Annotated in this window: 16 protein-coding genes and 1 pseudogene; 16 read left to right on the plus strand and 1 reads right to left on the minus strand. The window is 56.2% G+C overall.

Features of this window, described 5'->3' with window-relative positions:
* The 16 genes and pseudogenes from F7Q90_RS27940 to repA form a co-directional block, all read left to right on the plus strand.
* Positions 1-148: pseudogene (locus F7Q90_RS27940) on the plus strand (IS630 family transposase); the annotation flags it as partial.
* Between the two features lie 154 nt (positions 149-302).
* Entirely contained in the window at positions 303-611 is a 309-nt protein-coding gene (locus tag F7Q90_RS21090; RefSeq protein WP_006122278.1) for a hypothetical protein, read from the plus strand.
* 21 nt (positions 612-632) lie between these two features.
* Entirely contained in the window at positions 633-2,000 is a 1,368-nt protein-coding gene (traH, locus tag F7Q90_RS21095) for a conjugal transfer pilus assembly protein TraH (RefSeq protein ID WP_006122280.1), read from the plus strand.
* Positions 2,000-4,888 (plus strand): conjugal transfer mating-pair stabilization protein TraG, encoded by a 2,889-nt coding sequence (gene traG, locus F7Q90_RS21100; RefSeq protein ID WP_006122281.1) that lies wholly within the window; start codon positions 2,000-2,002, stop codon positions 4,886-4,888. Before traH ends, traG begins: the two co-directional genes overlap by 1 nt.
* Before the next feature lie 41 nt (positions 4,889-4,929).
* The gene (locus F7Q90_RS21105) at positions 4,930-5,463 is read left to right on the plus strand and encodes a hypothetical protein (RefSeq protein ID WP_237166161.1); all 534 of its coding nucleotides are present in this window, start codon (positions 4,930-4,932) and stop codon (positions 5,461-5,463) included.
* Between the two features lie 194 nt (positions 5,464-5,657).
* Positions 5,658-5,888: a hypothetical protein gene (locus tag F7Q90_RS21110; protein ID WP_141119421.1), complete on the plus strand. Its 231-nt coding sequence runs from the start codon at positions 5,658-5,660 to the stop codon at positions 5,886-5,888.
* Entirely contained in the window at positions 5,885-8,074 is a 2,190-nt protein-coding gene (gene traD / locus F7Q90_RS21115; protein ID WP_006122282.1) for a type IV conjugative transfer system coupling protein TraD, read from the plus strand. The genes F7Q90_RS21110 and traD overlap by 4 nt, the downstream gene beginning before the upstream one ends.
* Positions 8,074-10,347: a MobF family relaxase gene (gene mobF, locus F7Q90_RS27320; RefSeq protein WP_006122283.1), complete on the plus strand. Its 2,274-nt coding sequence runs from the start codon at positions 8,074-8,076 to the stop codon at positions 10,345-10,347. Before traD ends, mobF begins: the two co-directional genes overlap by 1 nt.
* 45 nt (positions 10,348-10,392) lie before the next feature.
* The gene (locus tag F7Q90_RS27325) at positions 10,393-13,224 is read left to right on the plus strand and encodes an AAA family ATPase (protein ID WP_237166160.1); all 2,832 of its coding nucleotides are present in this window, start codon (positions 10,393-10,395) and stop codon (positions 13,222-13,224) included.
* Between the two features lie 100 nt (positions 13,225-13,324).
* On the plus strand, positions 13,325-13,594 hold the full coding sequence (locus tag F7Q90_RS21125) for a hypothetical protein (protein ID WP_044243397.1): 270 nt from the start codon (positions 13,325-13,327) through the stop codon (positions 13,592-13,594).
* 50 nt (positions 13,595-13,644) lie between these two features.
* Positions 13,645-14,007 (plus strand): ProQ/FINO family protein, encoded by a 363-nt coding sequence (locus F7Q90_RS21130; protein WP_044243426.1) that lies wholly within the window; start codon positions 13,645-13,647, stop codon positions 14,005-14,007.
* A gap of 1 nt (position 14,008) precedes the next feature.
* The gene (locus F7Q90_RS21135; RefSeq protein WP_006122286.1) at positions 14,009-14,809 is read left to right on the plus strand and encodes a DsbA family protein; all 801 of its coding nucleotides are present in this window, start codon (positions 14,009-14,011) and stop codon (positions 14,807-14,809) included.
* A gap of 147 nt (positions 14,810-14,956) precedes the next feature.
* The gene (locus tag F7Q90_RS21140; RefSeq protein ID WP_006122287.1) at positions 14,957-15,502 is read left to right on the plus strand and encodes a phospholipase D family nuclease; all 546 of its coding nucleotides are present in this window, start codon (positions 14,957-14,959) and stop codon (positions 15,500-15,502) included.
* Between the two features lie 152 nt (positions 15,503-15,654).
* Positions 15,655-15,933, plus strand: coding sequence for a replication regulatory protein RepA (locus F7Q90_RS21145; protein WP_006122288.1), 279 nt, complete (start codon positions 15,655-15,657; stop codon positions 15,931-15,933).
* 218 nt (positions 15,934-16,151) lie between these two features.
* On the plus strand, positions 16,152-16,229 hold the full coding sequence (tap, locus tag F7Q90_RS21150) for a RepA leader peptide Tap (RefSeq protein ID WP_032489431.1): 78 nt from the start codon (positions 16,152-16,154) through the stop codon (positions 16,227-16,229).
* Positions 16,210-17,085, plus strand: a complete 876-nt coding sequence (gene repA, locus F7Q90_RS21155; RefSeq protein ID WP_006122289.1) for an incFII family plasmid replication initiator RepA — start codon at positions 16,210-16,212, stop codon at positions 17,083-17,085. The genes tap and repA overlap by 20 nt, the downstream gene beginning before the upstream one ends.
* 1,033 nt (positions 17,086-18,118) lie before the next feature.
* Here repA and F7Q90_RS21170 read toward each other — a convergent pair.
* The coding region (locus tag F7Q90_RS21170) for a transposase (protein WP_151161063.1) at positions 18,119-18,503 on the minus strand (385 nt) is incomplete at its 5' end.

The raw sequence follows: 18,503 nt of genomic DNA on the forward strand, positions 1-18,503 counted from the left end.
ATGTCGAACGGTTGTGGCAGGCGCTTCATGAGACAATAACCCGAAATCACCAGTGCAGTTCAATGTGGCAACTGTTGAAAAAGGTCCATCACTTTATGAATACCGTCAGCCCATTCCCCGGGGGAAACATGGGCTGGCTAAAGTGTAGCGGTATTAGGATCAGTTATTTAGACGAAGAGGGAAATAATTCTTTTCATACCGGAGGCCTGAGGGGATTAAACCCGGCATTCTGACACGGGGTGAATGCCGAAAATATGATTTACAGCAATACGCTGGTTTTATTTTAAAAATGAGGAAAGTGTATGAATAAGTCTTTTCTGACAAAACTTGCTGTCGTCTTTTTTCTGCTGGCGCTCGCCTGCGGCCTTGCCGGCTGGGGCGCATGGAAATACTGGAACGCCATGTTCAGTGCGCTCGGTTATGGCACTGCGGATTTTGTGACGCTGAATGCGGAAAATCAGGCGATGAAAACCCCGCTCAATCTGACCATGTATGCCATGCCGGTTGGCTTCTGGTGTGCGGCCGCAGGCTTTCTTGCCGCATCCGGAGTGGCCTTCATCCTTGATGTCGCTGGCGATGTTAAACGTCTGTTGCTGAACTTTTTTCCCTGATGCGCAGTAAGGATGATAACCATGCGTAAAACGCTTCTGGCCGGGATACTGGCGCTGGTCTGCAGCTCATCGGCCTGTGCCGGCGTCGACAGCGACCTTAACAACTATTTTAACAAGCTGGGGTTTGAAGGTAATGCCACGGGGGCGGCGGCATGGCAGGGTCAGGCTGCCGGATATGTCACTGGCGGGAATCTGTTTCTTCGCAACCAGGTCAAACAGATTCAGGTGATGTCATTTACCCCGCCGTCACTGACGGCCGGGTGCGGTGGTATTGATGCCTATCTTGGGGCCTTCTCCTTTATCAACAGCGACCAGCTGCAGCAGTTCGTCAAGAATCTGATGGCCAACGCACAGGGATATTTCTTCGACCTCGCCCTGCAGACAGTGGCGCCGGAGCTGAAGGATGCGAAAGACTATCTGCAGAAGCTGGCCACCGACCTCAACAGCACCAACATCTCCAGCTGCCAGGCTGCGCAGGGCATCATTGGCGGGCTGTGGCCCAAAACGCAGGTGTCGCAGCAGAAGGTCTGTCAGGATATCGCCGGAGAAAGCAACCTGTTCGCCGACTGGGCGGCTTCGCGTCAGGGGTGTACCGTGGGCGGGCAGATGAGCAACGTGATGGATAAAGCGAGTGCAGGCGAAAAAGACCAGGTTCTGCGTAATAAAAACCTGATGTGGGAAATTCTTAACAACAACGCCATGTTTGGTAGTGATACCGAGCTGAAGGAGCTGGTGATGAACCTGACGGGGACAATGATGTATGACGGCAACGGTATACCAAAAGCACTGGTTCCCCAGGCTGATCACCCGGCTCTCATTCGGGCGTTGATGCACGGTGGCTCACTGGATATACAGACCTGCGTTTCCACCGGCGACTGTCTGAAAATGACGACTGGTCACGTACAGATCAGTGCCAGCAACGCCCTGGTTGAGAAAGTGAAAAATATGATTAACAGCATCCGGGATAAGCTGCGTACGGATGAGGCGCTGTCGGCGACAGAGAAGGGCTTTATTCAGAGCACGTCCGTTCCCGTTTTGCGCTATCTGATTGATCCGATGCAGCTCAACCTGAACGTTAACATGCTTTCGCACCTGTCGGACTACATCGCCTATGACATTCTGCTTCAGTATCTGAAGGAGCTGATTGACCAGGCCCGGATGCAGATGGCCAGCCGGAACTATCCAGAGCCGCAGATGGACACCCTGCGTAAAAATGTGAGTGAAGCGTCCAGACAGCTTGAGGCTCTCCAGCAGCAGGTGCAGACCAAAGCCGATGCGCTGACGGAGCTGGACCGCCAGATGAGCTACCTGCGCCAGCAGACCTCAAGCCAGCTGCTCGATCGTTATCAGCAGAACTATCGTTTCGCCGGCAGTGAAGGAGGCATGTGATGGATACCGTTTACGTCCTGACCGGCGGAGAATTTCTGTCGAACATCTTCAACGGCGTGGCCACCATGCTGGGCACCACGGAGTGGTCGTCCATGTTCCGTATCGCCGCGCTGGTTTCTGTCATGGTCCTGTTTGCCACGTACCTGAAGGGCCATGACCCGCTGGAGTTCATCAAGTTTATTGCCTTCTTCATCCTGCTGACCAGCATTCTGGTGATACCCAAACGTACAGTGCAGATAATCGACCGCACGGATGCAACCAGCATTCATACGGTGGCAAATGTGCCGCTGGGGCTGGCCGCGCCGGCGAAGTTTATTACCGGCATCGGTACGGCGCTGACGGAAGGGTTTGAGACGGTCTACCACACGCCTGACTCCGTGACCTACAGCAAAACCGGGATGCTGTTCGGGGCTAACCTGGTGGGGAGTGCTACCGACTTTATGTTCCGCAACGGCGACCTGGCGGAACTCTTCACGGCGTACGTCCGCAACTGTGTGGTGGGGGATATTCTGCTGAACAATAAGTATTCCTTCCAGGAGCTGATGAACAGCACGGACCCGTACGCGCTGATATTCCAGAATCCCAGCCCGCTGCGCGGCGTGATGGTTCCGTATGGCAATACCGCTGCCACCCGGGAGGGCTTCTGGACCTGTCAGGAACTGGCCAATAACGTCCTGAAGTCGCAGCTGAACGCCGATACGGCGGAAGGTGGCAGCACCTGGAACTATTACGTTGCGCGTATTACCGGAGCGAAGCCAAATGGCAGTGCGCTGTTCGGGACGCTGATGGCGGACAGCTACAACTACTATTACGGCGGCGGTGCTACCGCGAGCCAGGTGATGCGCGCGGCGGTGGTGATGAACGGCCTGAAGCAGGGGATTTCGTCCTACAGCGCACAGAATGGCGATGCGGCGGGGCTGGTAAACCTGGCCTCCCAGTCTTCCTACGCCAAAATGCGCCTGAGCCAGGCGACGTCAGCCAGTATTGCCACCACCTATCTGCCGCTGATGAATACGGTGCTGCTGGCGATGGTCATCGGCCTGTTTCCGGTGATTATTCTGCTGGCCACCGTGCACTCCCTGACCCTGCAGGTGCTGAAGGGGTATATCCACACGCTGATTTACCTGCAGGCGTGGGGGCCAATGTTCGCCATCCTCAATTATGCCGTCAGCGCATACCTGACCAATAAAACCGGCTCACTGAGTTTTTCACTGTCGAACCTGTCCGTTATTCAGCAGACGCATGCTGATATTGGCTCCATTGCCGGCTGGCTGTCGCTGTCCATCCCGTTCCTGGCGATGGGGCTGGTCAAAGGACTCGGCAGCGTGGTGTCCCAGGCGGGCAACTACCTCGGAACGGCAATGAACAGCACCGCTTCGTCGGAGGCCTCCCGCGCCGGCGACGGCAGCTGGGCCTTTAATAATCTGCAGACCGACAACGTTGCCGGCAATAAGTGGGACACCAACTACGCCAGCCGTAGCGGAATGGCCATGACCCAGATGGGCAACGGTGCCACGGCGACCCGGACACAAAGCGGGGCATCGGTCTACGATACCACCGGGGCGATTTCCCGGCTGCCGACCGATATTCAGCTGGACCGTTCGGCTGTCAGTGGATTCCAGCGTCAGCAGCGTGAAGCAGAGAGTCAGCTGCAGAGCCTGAGCAACTCGCTGAGTCACTCGGCCAGTACCGGGACCTCTCAGCTGTCGCAGTGGGCCAGCCAGCGAGGGAGCAGTGATACTGTCAGTCGTGGTGCTGATAACAGCATCAGCGCGAACGATGCTGCTGCTATCAGTAAACTACAGAGTGCCGTGGCGCGTTATGCGCGTGACAATAATGTCAGCCAGGCTGATGCACTCAGAACGGCAATGGAACAAAGCCAGAATATGTCTTTGAATGCCGGGGTTGGGGCTTATGCGAAATTTGACTCGAACAGACAGTTTGCAGGGAAAATAGTGGGATTTGCTACCGGCGCTTCTGTTGGTGGTGACCTGCATGGCAAGGTCGATTATAACGGCCAGGATGGTTCTTCTCATGGCACCAGTTCCGACATGAGCAACCGGACCAGCAGCACGAAGGACTTCAGCGCTCAGGATCTGAAAGATATCCGCCATGGCGTTGATGTGGTCGCCAGTCACCGCACCACCGACAACAGCAGCCACACGGACAACGCGTCCGGCTCGTTGCTTAACCAGATGGCGGCGACCTTCAGTGATATGCGTACTCAGGCCAGCCAGTACAGCGACACACAAAATCGCAGCCATGAATATGCGCAGATGGCAAGTTTTGTGGAGAACAACAGTGCGGCCATCCGCAGTAATGCCACTCAGGAGTTTGTGGAATATGCGAAGCAGAATCATCCAGATGCAGAACGCGTGCTGACCGATGTCTCCAGCCCGGAAGCGCGCGCCGAGCGAGAGGCACTGGCTGGTCGTTTTGTGGAGGAACGCATGATGCCGCAGCTGGAAGCGCAGTTCCGTGCCAATCAGGGACGAGCCACAGAAGGAATGGGCGATACGGTTTCTGCCAGTGGATTGCAGGGCGTCAGTCACAGTGACTTTGCCGACCAGCAAAAGCATATGGCGCAGACGGCTGCCGGGCATGGTGTGAAAGCCGATGGTGAGGTGGCTGGTGAAGTCACACAATCGAGAGCAAATGCACAGCGAAGTGTTGATTCTGCTCAAGAAAAGGTCAATCATCAGCAGTCAGAGGTGAACAAACAGTATACTAATCTGGAGCAGGAACATCAGGTTCAGGGGCGACGGTTTGATGAGGCGAATAAAGCTGAACATGTGCGCCAAGAGGCCCGTCCCGTTATAGATATAACCGACAGTAATAAGGCCAAAGAAATGTTGGATGAGTCTATGAATAAATTTAAGGGGAAGTAAATGGTGTTAAAAAGTGACATTGAAAATGATGCAAAAAAATAATGGATTCACTAAAAAAAGATTACCGCATACCAAGCTCAGGAGAAATTGTTCTCCCGGTAATTAAAGTTATGACAATTGTCTACGTAATGCATGTTATAGCAATTCTTGGCAACGAATTCGTATATAAGAAAGATATATGGCTTCCAGGTGTAATTATGTGGTTGATTTTATCTTGTGGGATACTCACTGTTGTTGCTCTAATGATGACATATGGTAACCTCTCCATACTGATGCACATCCCAAAAGATGTGCGGGATAATTCAATATTGCTTAATATTGCCAAGCAAAAGTTGAAAGCATATGGCTATGTTATTGTCGCTATAAATATCGTTGTTGCTATCGTATTAATCAGCGAACGCTCTGATTTTATCATCGGTTACGGATTCTCTTGGTTCGCCTGTATGCTTATCGGTGGTATTACCTTTAGTATGTCTATGAGCCGCTATATGACACCGGCTGTCGTGGCTACACTTGACAAAATTCGGCAGGTAGTATCCTCGGAAGAAATTGAGTCATCAAAGCCAAATAGTTAGCAACAGCGCTAACGCACTTCGTTTGTTCTCCGGTGTGTTGAGTCAGAAATAAATTCTGACTCAACACACCGGATTGATTTAACTCCAGATCTCAGTTGTTCCCCTGCTTGGGGGATCTTCATTATCATATTATTCAGCATCGCGCTGTCATACTCTGGCAGTGCTCGTTGCTGTATCTGTAAAAGGTATTCTGTATGAATTGTTCTGATAATGTCAGTTCTGATGCTGTATTGCCTGAAGAAAATATTTTGTGTTCGTATCAGACAGGAATGGGATACGCCCATATAAAACATCTTCTGCCTATGATGAAATGGAATAAAGATGACCTCATTATTATTTATGATCCGGCTGCTGCATTTCGGAATGCAACTTTTGAGGAGATGATTATCTCTCTTTCATGTGAATATGCCGGGGGGCAGAAATGAGTTCCACCAAGCATATTACCCAGGGCGGACAGGTATTCAGCTATATGCTGAATATGTTTATGCAGGTCAACCGCCGCATTGCCTTCTGGTTATTGAATCTTTTTTTTGTGCTGACACCGTTATTTTTCTGGATGCGGGTACCGTGGCAGGATATGCGCAACGGCGGTCTGTACTGGTGGTTATACCTTTCAGCTGGCGGTGAAAAAGCATTGTTCAACGTACCGCCCGTATACGATGTTCCTTATGACGGACAAACTCTGCATTTTACCTCCGCCGCCATTCTGAAAGACCCCTATATGACCTATGCCGGTCAGCTGACGCTACAGGAGCTGTTTATTGCGGTATTTCTGGCGAGTTGTGTGGTGCTGGCGGTGGCGTATGGCGTCTATTATCTCCTGCGCCGGCTGGGTGAGAAGCAGGCCCAGGACGATCTGGTCGGTGGCCGGACACTGACAGAAGATGTGAAAGCAGTGGCCAGAACCCTGCACCGCAATAATGAAGCATCGCCACTGCATTTTGACCAGTTGCCTCTGCTGCTCGACAGTGAGGTCAAAAATCTGTTGCTGCATGGTACACCAGGCTCCGGTAAATCTAATGCCCTCAACAAGCTGCTGCAGCAGTTGCGCGCACGCGGCGACATGGTGATTGTCTACGACAAGGGCTGTTCGCTGGTTAAGCGCCACTTTAATGAAAACATCGATAAGCTGCTGAACCCACGTGATAAGCGGTGTGAAAACTGGGATTTGTGGCTGGAGTGTCAGACCACATCGGACTTTGACTCTATTGGCAATACGCTTATCCCCCAGAGTACCAAAGAAGATCCCTTCTGGACGGGGTCTGCCCGGACCATTTTTACCTCGGTATCTAAACGTTTCCAGAAAGACCCGCATCGCAGCTATAACGCGCTGTTGCGTACCCTGCTGGCCATCAATCTGAAGGCACTGCGGGAATACGTGCAGGGCACGGAAGCGTCCAACCTGATGGAAGAGAAGGTGGAGAAGACTGCTATCTCCATTCGTGGTGTGCTGACCAACTACGTGAAAGCCCTGCGCTACATGCAGGGAATTGAGCGCACCGGTAAACCCCGCTTTGCCATCCGCGAGTGGATGAAGCAGGTCAATGAACCTGGCCAGCGTCACGGCTGGCTGTGGATCACCTCTAACGCCCGGGAGCACGAGTCCCTGAAGCCACTGATTTCCATGTGGCTGGCGCAGGCAGCGAACTGCCTGCTGGAGATGGGAGAGAACCCGACCCGTCGGGTGTGGTTTATCTACGATGAGCTGACGTCCCTGCATAAGCTGCCGGAACTTCCAGGCGTACTGTCGGAGGCTCGCAAGTTTGGTGGCTGTTTTGTCCTCGGTTTTCAGAACAAACCGCAGCTGGATTTTACCTACGGCCGTGAATTTGCTGACGCAATGATGGATTTACTCAATACCCGCTTTTTCTTCCGTTCCCCGGATGAAGGCGTGGCGAACTATGTGATGCGTCAGCTGGGCCAGCGCCGGGCAAAGGTGTTTAACGAGCAGTACAGCTATGGTGCGGATACCGTGCGTGACGGGGTGTCGTTCAGCAAGCAGGAAGATGACCAGTATCTGGTCAACTACTCTGACGTGCAATCCCTGCCGGACCTGACCTGTTATGTGACCCTGCCGGGGGCGTATCCGGTGGTGCGCATGAACATGACGTACGAGAAGTTACCCTTCATTGCGGCGGAATATCTGCCTCGCGAACTGAACGACAGTCTGGACCCGGAAATCGAGGAGGAAATTACCCGCCGCGAGCTGGATGAAGACAGCATCGACAGGCTGCTTGCGGTACAGAGCAACGAGCCTGCTGTACAGGCAACAACAGCACCAGTTGCCACCGTACCTTCGGTCACTGCTGCAACAGAAACCATCAATTCATCACCCCTGCCACCGGCTGCAGCATCGACCTCCGCGCCTGATACCCGGAGTAGCCAGGTAACGGCCAGTCCGGCCCAGAACGGTGGCCGGGTAAAGGAATATGACGGACTGCAGGTGGATACACAGACCGGCGAAATCCTGACTGAGCCAGATCGTTACGAAGACTATGCGGCGTACGAGCAGGAGGCCCTGCAGGCGATGCGGGAAGAAGAGAAAAATATCCTCGTTCACCGTGAACATGACGAGCCGGACAGGGAGTATGAGCCGGGGGACCGCTGGTAATGCTGACCGTATCATCGACGGCTGGCGGCGGAGCCAGCTACTACATGGCGAAAGACAATTATTACTTTCTCGGCAATATGGAAGCGTCCTGGATGGGGAAAGCCGCAGAGCTGTTAGGGCTGGAAGGCCCCGTGGATGCGAAGACATTCGATGATGCCCTGGCCGGTTTCTTCCCGCAGGGCGTCGATCTCTCCCGGATGTCGGGCGGTCAGAATGTTCACCGGCCGGGTTACGATCTGACGCTGTCGGCCCCCAAAAGTATTTCCGTACTGGGTGTGGTACTGGGCGACAGCCGTATTCTGGAGGCCCATCAGCGTGCTGTCGGTGTGGCCATGGGGGAAATTGAGCGCCTGGCCAGTACGCGAGTCATGGTGGATGGGGTCAGCCAGACGGAGATGACCGGTAAATTGCTGGCCGCCGCTTTTCACCATGACACCTCGCGTGAGCTTGATCCGCAGCTGCATACGCACCTGATAGTGATGAACCTGACGGAGTACCTGGGGGAGTGGAAGACACTTTCCAGCGATAAAATCGGCAACAGCGGGTTTATCGAGAACGTCTATGCCCTGCAGGTTGCGCTGGGCAAAATCTACCGTAACGAACTGCGTCAGGCCGTGGAGGAGATGGGATTCCGGACCGTGGTGACCGGCAAAAACGATCTGTGGGAAATCGAGGGTGTCCCGGTGGAGATATTTTCACAGCGTACGCAACAAATTCGGGAGGCCGTTGGTGATGGCGCTTCCCTGAAATCCCGTGACGTGGCGGCGCTGGATACGCGTAAGGCCAAACAGAAAGATCCCGACCGGGTCGAACTGCTGACCGACTGGATGAACCGTCTGGAGCAGGAAGGATTCGATATCGGCGCGTTTCGCCAGGAGGCTGAAGCCCGTCTGAAGGCTATGGAGAGTGACAGAGCAATACGCCCGGAGACGACCCCGGACGATGTTCGTCAGGCGGTGAGCCTGGCGATTTCTCAGCTCAGTGAAAAACGTACCCGCTTTACCTATTCCGATGTGCTGAACCGGACGCTGAACAGTCTCGATGCGCGGGAACAGATTGCGGTGATGGCGCGTTCTGCCATTGAACTGGCGATTGAGGACCAGCAGCTGATACCGCTGGATCGGGAGAAAGGTCTGTTTACCTCCTCCATTCATCTGCTGGATGAGCTGAGCCTGCAGCAGCTGGCCGGGGAGATGAAATCCACCGTGGTGGTCTCTGGCGGTGTTCCCGCCCGGTCTTCTCCGTCTGCACCGGTGATGCAGCAGATTGAAGCGGACCGTCCTTCACTGGCGATTGTCAGCCAGCCCGGAGGCGCGGGCGGTATGCGCGAATCGGTGCTGGCAGGCGTGCAGCTGGCGCAGTCACAGGGGCGTGACGTGGTGGTGCTGGCTACCGACCGCACCAGTGAGCGCTGGCTGGCTGAGCAATCCGGGCTGACGGATAAAGTGATAACGCTGAAAGGGCTGTCAGAGGCCCCGTTGCCGGCGAACAGTACGCTGATTGTGGCCGGGGCGGAAAAGCTCTCCGTCCGTGATGCGCTGACGGTCACCGACCAGGCGCTTCGGGCGCAGTCGCAGCTTCTGCTGATGGACAGTGGCGGGCGCAGCGGGACCGGCAATGCCCTGCAGACGCTGGAGGCGGCGGGGGTGACCCGCTACCGGGCGGAAACGGAACGTACCGTGGCCGTCAGCGTGGTCAGTGCGCCGGACAAGCGCCAGCGTTATACGGCGCTGGCGCAGGATTACGCTGCGATGGTGGGCCAGGGAGAGAATGTGGTTGTCCAGGCCAGCGGTGAGCGCGAGCAGCAGTCGCTGACGGCAGCGTTGCGGCAGACGCTGCAGGAGAAAGGGATGCTCGGGAGTAAAACAGCGACCATCGACACGCTGGTTCCGCAGTGGCTGGACAGCAAAAACCGGCGCCAGCTGGATACGTACCGGGAGGGCATGGTGCTTGAGCAACGTGCCCCGGACAGCCGGGTATCTCAGCGCTATACCGTTGACCGCGTCAGTGCGGAGACTCGCTCACTGATACTGGTCGGGGAGGATGGTCAGCGACAGGGCTTGAAGCTCGGTCAGGTGGACAGCAGCTGGAGCCTGTACCGGCCACAGACCGTTGATATTGCCGAAGGGGAGAAACTGACCTGGCTGGCGCGACAGGGAAAACAGCGTGCCGGTGACAGTGTCACAGTCACTGCCGTGCGGAAGAACAGTCTGGTGGTGGAGCAGGACGGGCAGAAGCGCGTGATTCGTACCGACGAACCGCTGAAGGCCTGATATGGTTACGTTACCTCGCCGGGAAAGCGCGTCAGCGAGCAGGGCATGGTGCTGGCGGCTGTGTCCGGCCGGGATACCGGGGCGACGATGCTCAATACCCTGGCCCGCAGCGGCGAACACATACAGCTTTACACCCCGCTGGCGAACGATGAGGCCGAACGACGCCTGTCCCGCTCGCCGCTGTACCGGACCGCGCTGGCGCAGGCTAACCCGCAGAACGGTGAGCTGGCTGCCGCGCTGTCGGCGGCGCAGGAGGCGCTGATGTCGACGGCAGAGAAGGCGGTGCGTCAGGCGGTGTCGCTGACACAGGGGAGTGACGTGGTATTCAGTCGCCCTGATGTACTGGCAAATGCCCTGCCGCTGCACCCCTCCCTGCGTCAGGGGGATGTGGACCGTGAACTGGCCCGTCAGGTGCAGACCGGTGAACTCATCCCGGTACCGGGACCGAAAGGTATCGCGCAGCAGCTGTACGTGACGGCCGCGAGCTATGAGGCAGAGAAGCGCGTTATTCGTCTGGTGGTGGAAGGGCTGGACACGCAGGCGCCACTCCTGAGCCACGCCGACCCGGCGTTGTTCGCCGGGCTGACGACCGGGCAGCAGCAGGCATCCAGCCTGATACTGGAGAGTACCGACCGCTTCACCGGCATACAGGACTACGCCGGGGTGGGGAAAACCACCCAGCTGAAAACCGTCCTGGCGGCCCTTGAGACCCTGCCGGCAGACCAGCGACCGGAGGTTGCTGGTCTGGCTCCGACCCACCGGGCGGTGGGTGAGATGGCCGATGTGGGCGTCAAAGCGCAGACGCTGGCGAGCTTCCTGATGGACATGGAGCGCCGCATTCAGGGCGGAGAGAAGCCCGATTTCAGTAAAACCCTGTTCCTGGTGGACGAGAGCTCGATGGTGGGCAACCGGGATATGGCCGACGCGATGGGGCATATCGCCGCCGGTGGTGGTCGTGCGGTGCTGAGCGGTGACCGGGACCAGCTGCTGCCGGTGGATAACGGTGCGCCGTTCACCCTGCTGCAGGAGCGTAGCCCGTTAGATACCGCCATCATGCAGGAGATTGTGCGTCAGAGTCCGGCACTGAAACCGGCTATCGAATCGGTTATTGCCCGCCAGGTCCCGGCGGCACTGGACACCATACGCAGCGTGACGCCGGATACGGTGCCGAGAACGCCGGGGCGCTGGTCACCGACGCAATCCGTGGTGGCCATCCCCCAGACGAAAGAACAGAAGGAAGAACAGGGGGACCGGGTGATACAGGCCATCGTCGATGACTTTACCGGCCGTACCGCAGAAGCACGTGACAATACGCTGATTGTCACCCAGACCAACGCCGACAAGAACGCCATCAATACCGCCATCCACGCTCAGCTGCAGGCGCGCGGTGAGCTCGGCCGTGAAGTCACGATTACCGTACTGGACCGGGTGAAAACGCAGACCGACAGGCTGAAGTCGGTAGCAGGGATGGCTGCGCAGCACGGTAATATTGCGCTGATTAACGACCGTTACTACACCATTCGTGCCGGGCAGGACAGCCGCCAGAACGGCTATGTCGAACTGATTGATGAGACCGGTCAGACGCAGGCGCTGTCGGCCTTTGAGAGCAGCCTGCGGGATATCGCGGTGTTTAAATCCCGTGAGATTGAGATTTCAGTCGGGGAGAAGGTCAGCTTCTCCCGCTCTGACCGTGAGCGCGGACGCGAGGCGAACAGCAACTGGACCGTCACCGGCGTGACAAAAGACGGCGAGCTGCAGCTGACTCAGGGGGAGGAGACCCGCATCCTGAACCCGAACGTCGACCTGGCCGACCGTCATCTGGACTACGGCTATGCCGGAACGGCGCACAAGGCTCAGGGGGCCAGCGCACTGTATGTCATCGTGCTTGCCGGCGTGGACGGCGGACGCCAGGCGCTGGCCTCCCTGCGGGATGCGTACGTCGGCCTGTCGCGTGTAAAGGCGCATGTACAGGTCTATACCGACAACCTGGGCAAGTGGCTGACAAAGGTCTCTCAGCCAGCAGAGCGGCAGACGGCCCACGATGTGTTGCTGGCAGACAGCGACCGTCAGGCAGCGACCGCACAGCAGCTATGGGAAAAGGCCACGCCGTTGTCTGACAGCGCCCTGGGGCGGGCACTGGCAACGCAGCTGCCGGAGGCGGGCGAAGCCCGCTTTATCCACGGCAGCCGGAAATATCCGGCGCCGCATGTGGCGCTGCCGGTGCACGATGCCAGCGGCGTACAGCGGGCTGTATTGTTGCGGGAGGTGCAGCTTGATGGTGATGGCCGGTTACGGGGCTTAAGTGATAACGCCCGCCTGCTGGGGAGTGAAGATGCCACACTGGTGATATTCCGGCAAAGCGAAACCGGCCTGACCCGTCAGGCCACGGACCTGGCAGAGGCCCGACAGCTGGGGCTGCAGCATCCCGGCGACGGTATTGTGGTCGTCAGCGGTGAATCCCCCGCCGATGCCATCATGAAGCGCCTGAGTGGTGGTCTGGTCCTGTCGGACAGTGCCGACATTTTCCGTCACCCGGAAAGCAACCCGGCCGACACGCCGGACCCGGTCAGCCTCAAAACGCCCGAAGAACAGCGGATGGAGAAGGCGCTGGCTGAAGAGGCCCGACGCCAGCAGCATCAGGAGGCCGCCCCGCATTTGCCTGGTGACCCGGAACGCCCTGATGCCCTGCAACAGGCGGAGCGCGCTGAATCCCGCGCGCTGCAGCGTGAGGCCGAACAGTCCCGGCAGCAGGAGCAGGCAGAGGTGAGTCAGGTCATACAGCAGGAGCGTCAACAGGCGCGAATGCGAGAAAGCGTGGCCGACCAGCTTCACCGGGTTGAGCGCGAGATAGTGAAAGAGAAAGAAATCGGTGAGTAACCGGCATTTGCCGCGCAATATCAATGCCGCCGCGCCGGGCTTGTGGAATACTTCACATATCAGTCACCCCGAGCTATCAACACACTACAGGAGTCTGCCTGTGAATGATGACAAAACCCGTCCGCGCCTGAGCCTGAAGCGTAAGGCCCCGTCAGCAGACACGTCCGTACCTGCCAGCGAGGCGGGGGCGGACATCACGGTCTCCCGGCGGAAAACGGTGGTGGTGAACACCGGGCCAAAACGCAATAAAAAGCCGCTGGCGGATGACCGACCGCCCGCCTCCCGGATGCCCCAGCCGGGCAAAGGGCAACCCAAAAAGACAAAGGAAAAAAACAACCAGCACTCCCACCCAACAAAGCGGTGGAGGTAATACCTCCTCCACCGAAGAAAAAGCCACGCCCTGGCCGTTCGGCGCGGCTGATGCGCCCGGCGGACGCCGTGCAGACGCTGGGTACATACTGGCCGGGTCTGTTCACTGGCGGCCAGCTGCGTCCGCTGGCCATCGGGGTAAGGGAGCAGCTCTTTGCCGATGCAGAACGCCGGGCACTGCCGTTGTCGAAGAAGGTAATACGCCGCTGTCTGAAAACGCTGACGCGGACGGAAACGTATCTGAGCGGCCTGACGGCCGGAGTCGCATGCTACAACGCGGATGGCTCTGTTGAATCGCTCATTCCGCCTGAGCGTGAACGTGCAGCCACGGCAAAGCTTGCGAGGGTACAGGCAGATAAACCGAAGAAACAGGCGGCAAACGCACCCGCCATAGATGAAAAAAAGGAACATTAAAATGTTAACAGTAAAGCGCACCGCACTGGCGGTGCTGATGACCAGCGCTCTGTTGTCCGGTATGGCAAATGCGGCGGAGAAAGCCACACCTGTCTTTACTCCGGAGCAGGAGGCCCGCATTGGTGAAATCGCGAAAGACTACCTGCTGGCTCATCCTGAAGTGCTGGTTGAGGTCAGTCAGAAACTGCAGGCACAGCAGCAGGAAAAGCAGCAGCAGGCGATGACGGCGGCCGTGATTCAGCATCAGGCCGCGCTGCTGAACGATAAAGGCACGCCGTCATATGGGCCGGCCGATGCAAAAGTAACGGTCGTCGAGTTTTTCGATTACCAGTGCATCTACTGCGCCCGCCTCGCGCCGGAGCTGGAGAAGGTGATAAAGGCTAACCCGGACGTGCGCTTTGTGTTCAAGGAGTTCCCGATATTTGGCCAGCGCTGGCCGGCATCGCTGAGTGCGGCGAAAACCGGGCTGCAGGTCTGGAAGCAGAAGGGGGCCGACGCTTACCTTAACTATCACAATGCGATTTACGCCACCGGCCACAACGAGGGCAAACTGACCGATGCTGATATCAGCGCGGCCGCAAAAGCCGTGAAGTTCGATGCGAAGACAGCCCCTGACGTTCAGGGAACCCTGGATGGCATAAACACGCTCGCGCAGCAGCTGGGCTTCAGCGGTACGCCAGCCCTGGTGGTTCTCCCGTCAACCGGCGCCAGCGCTGATAACGTGACGGTTATTCCGGGATACACCAGCGCGGAGGCCCTGCAGCAGGCCATCAGCCATGCTGCCGGCGATACCCAAAAATAATCAGGCGTCCGCCACCTGATTCCGCTAAAAGATACTGACGCCTTCGCCCTGCTCAGTTGTCCAACCCCGGAGAAGGGTAAAAGCAAGTTTTCCCCGTCTCCGGCGTTTCTGGTTAACACATCCGAACAGTATTTCTGAGGTTATTTAATGCGTAAGTTCACCTTTCGCCAGCTGGCCGTGTCCGGTCTGGTTTGCCTTTCGCTGAGCTGTATTCAGCCCGCAGTTGCTGCTCCCTCCGTTCAGGTCGGTTTTTCACCTGAAGGCAGCGCGTTGCAGCTGGTCCTTAAGACTATTGAGTCAGCACAGCACGACATTCGGCTGATGGGCTACTCATTTACGTCTCCGGAGGTGGTTAGCGCAATTGTCAGAGCAAAACACCGGGGTGTGGATGTGAAAATCGTGCTTGATGAGAAGGGAAACAAAAGCAAAGCCAGCCAGGCGGCGATGAACGTTGTGGTGAATGCCGGTATTCCGCTGCGTACCAACGGCCACTACGCCATCATGCACGATAAGGTCATTATTGTTGATAATCATACGGTTGAGTCAGGCAGCTTTAATATGACCCGCTCTGCGGCCTCGAGAAATAGTGAGAACGTGCTGGTGATTAATGACGTGCCGGAAGTGGCACAAGCCTACCTTCAGCACTGGCAGTCGCGCTGGGACGGGGGAACTGACTGGCATTCTTCATACTAATCAGCATCGTAATGTGATCTGCAATCTACATCCATCTAGGTGAGCCATGCGCCAACATGGCTCACACTTTCGCGTAAAGTTAAGTCGCTGATTTCACGAATCTGTAGTATCCTCTGCGAAACGATCCTTGTTTGATCCTTGAGGAGGCAGAGATGTCGCAGGTCGAAAATGCAGTAACTTCCTCATCGAAAGAAAAGCGTTCTTACCGAAAAGGTAAGCCGATGTCGGCAAGTGAAAGACAGCTTGCCGCGATTGCGCGTAAACGTGAAACACATAAAGAAGTGAAGGTTTTTGTTAAAAATCCTCTTAAAGATTGGATGATTACGATCTGTGAAGAGGAAGGACTCACTCAGGCGCAGTTTATTGAGACCTTACTCGAACGTGAACTTTCTGAACGTGGTGTTCTGGATGTAAAGACTTCACATTCTTGATCGTTTTCTCGTTGGGTGCTAGATTGTTGATCGTTTTGACGAACTCTTGGCTGGCCACGCCGTAAGGTGGCAGGGAACTGGTTCTGATGAGGTGTCTACCCGGGACCAGAAAAGCAAAAACCCCGATAATCTTCAGCAGGTTTGGCGACTAGAAGAAAATTAACGGGGCCTACTTAAACTGTATAGAAGCTGTTGCTCTATGCAGGGAGTATAGTTTTATGCTCAGAAAACTGCAATACCTGTTTCTGTGCCATTTGCTCCTTCCGTGCAACATAAGTGCGGGAAGGTGTGACTGACGCTCAGACCCTGTTCTCCCATTATCGTCAGGTCAAAAACCCGAACCCGGCATTCACGCCGCGCGAGGGGAAAAAGACCCTGCCGTTCTGTCGTAAGCTGATGGCGAAAGCCGAAGGCTTCACGTCCCGTTTTGACTTTTCCGTCCATGTAGCGTTCGTACGCTCGCTGGGTAAGCGTCATCGGATGCCGCCATTGTTGCGCCGTCGTGCCATCGATGCGCTGCTTCAGGGGCTGTGCTTCCACTACGATCCGCTGGCTAATCGTGTACAGCGTTCCATTACCAATCTGGCCATCGAATGTGGTCTGGCCACGGAATCGAAAACCGGCAATCTGTCCATCACCCGCGCTACGCGGGCGCTGAAGTTTATGGCGGAGCTGGGGCTGATTACCTACCAGACCGAGTACGATCCGCAGATTGGCTGCAACATTCCGACCGATATCACCTTCACGCCGGCACTGTTCTCCGCGCTGGACATCTCTGACGTGGCAGTTGTGGCCGCCCGCCGCAGCCGTGTCGAATGGGAAAATCAGCAGCGTCAGAAGCAGAGGCTGAAGCCGCTGGAGATGGACGAGCTGATAGCGAAAGCCTGGCGGTTTGTGCGCGAACGGTTCCGCAGCTATCAGTCCGAACGTAAACAACATGGCCTGAAACGTGCCCGTGCACGTCGTGACGCCGACAGAACCCGCAAGGATATTGTGACGCTGGTGAAACAGCAGCTGACGCGGGAATATGCCACCGGGCGCTTTACCGGAGGGCTCGATGCCATGAAGCGCGAGCTGGAACGTCGCGTGAAAGAGCGCATGCTGATGTCGCGTGGCAACAACTACGCGCGGCTGGCCACCGTCCCCATATAACCCTTACTGAGAGAAAAATCCGGCTGGCGCCGGAGGGTTTCGCACGCCTGCTGCTCCCGGCTGACGGTTTTCTGCTCGAAATGACGATCGTCCTTCCTGACCTTCATCCCCTTCCGCCATCAGAACGGCCAAAAATTGCATCAAAGTGGCCACCTCAGGTCGCCAGATTCAGTTACCCACAAATAACTGCAAGGGACCTTTTCATAAGGTTACAACCGTTATGCTGACAAAGCGCCATACGACCTGATTTCAAAGTGCGTGGTTTCCTTTAAAAACCTGCTCTGTTCTTCTTTTAAATATCTTTTATTTCATTCATATAAATATATAACCTGTTCATCGCCTGAACTGTGGACAGGCTCATGAGAATGCGCGCCCTTACAGCGGACTACGTCCGCGCCGGTTCGGTAACTACCTAAAGTAGCTCCCATCGCTACGCGACGGGCCCCAGTGTACTTGTAGTTACAACATACGAAATAATTCCCTAAGAACACGAACAGTGCCCGTCTGAACCCCCAAGCTCCTCCCCACCACTGAAAAGCGGCCCCGCCCCCGGCCGAAGGCCGGGAGTGACGTCGCTTTTAATGATGGATGTTGTAACTAGCGTTTTGAGTCGCTGTGAGTCGTTTCGCTGGAAGTATTAAGTAACACGCCCGTAAGCGGCCCTCACGGCCCGCTAACGCGGAGATACGCCCCGACTGCGGCTACGCCTTGCCGTGACCACTCCGACAGCGCACAAAAGCTTCTGTATCGCTTTTAGCGGGTTTGTGTCTGGCTACCGTGTTCCGTCAAGAAAAATAGCTTCAGATTTAGACATACAGCCCCCTAAGCGCTGTCAGCAAGCTGCCAGCACTAAGTCCCCGATACATCGCGGCTACGCCGCGCTAACGGGGTTAAAAGGGCTTAAATCAGCATAATCATCGCTGTAAGCCTGCATGGCTGTTCAGGGCGGGAGGGGGATACCACTCTCCTGATAGTCCTCCACCGGCTTACGCCGGGCTTCGGCGGTTTGACTACAGAGCTATATAAAACAATGTCATGCCGCCTTACATGCGCTACGCGCATCTGAAGACAGGTATTCAGCATCGAACGGCTTTTGTGTTTTCAGAACGCCATAGCACCAGTGGACGTGCTTTCGCATCAGTGCACCTATGGCGCACATTTTTGCCTTGCCACTCAGACATAACCTCTCATATATCGCTTTCATCGCCGGGTTAAATCTCAGACCGCACATCGAAGACAAATACAGCTTCGCCCGTATTTCCGGCGGGCCGTTTTTGGATAATTTAGGTTTATTTCTGACCGAGGTGCCGGAGGATCTTTCAACGGGTACCACGCCCAGAAACGCCGCAACCTGTTCTGCTGTATCGAAATGATGACTCCGCAGGATAACCAGCATGTTCAGACCTAACTGAAAACCC

The organism is Pantoea stewartii subsp. stewartii, from assembly GCF_008801695.1.
In the GTDB taxonomy this organism is placed as follows: Bacteria; Pseudomonadota; Gammaproteobacteria; order Enterobacterales; family Enterobacteriaceae; genus Pantoea; species Pantoea stewartii.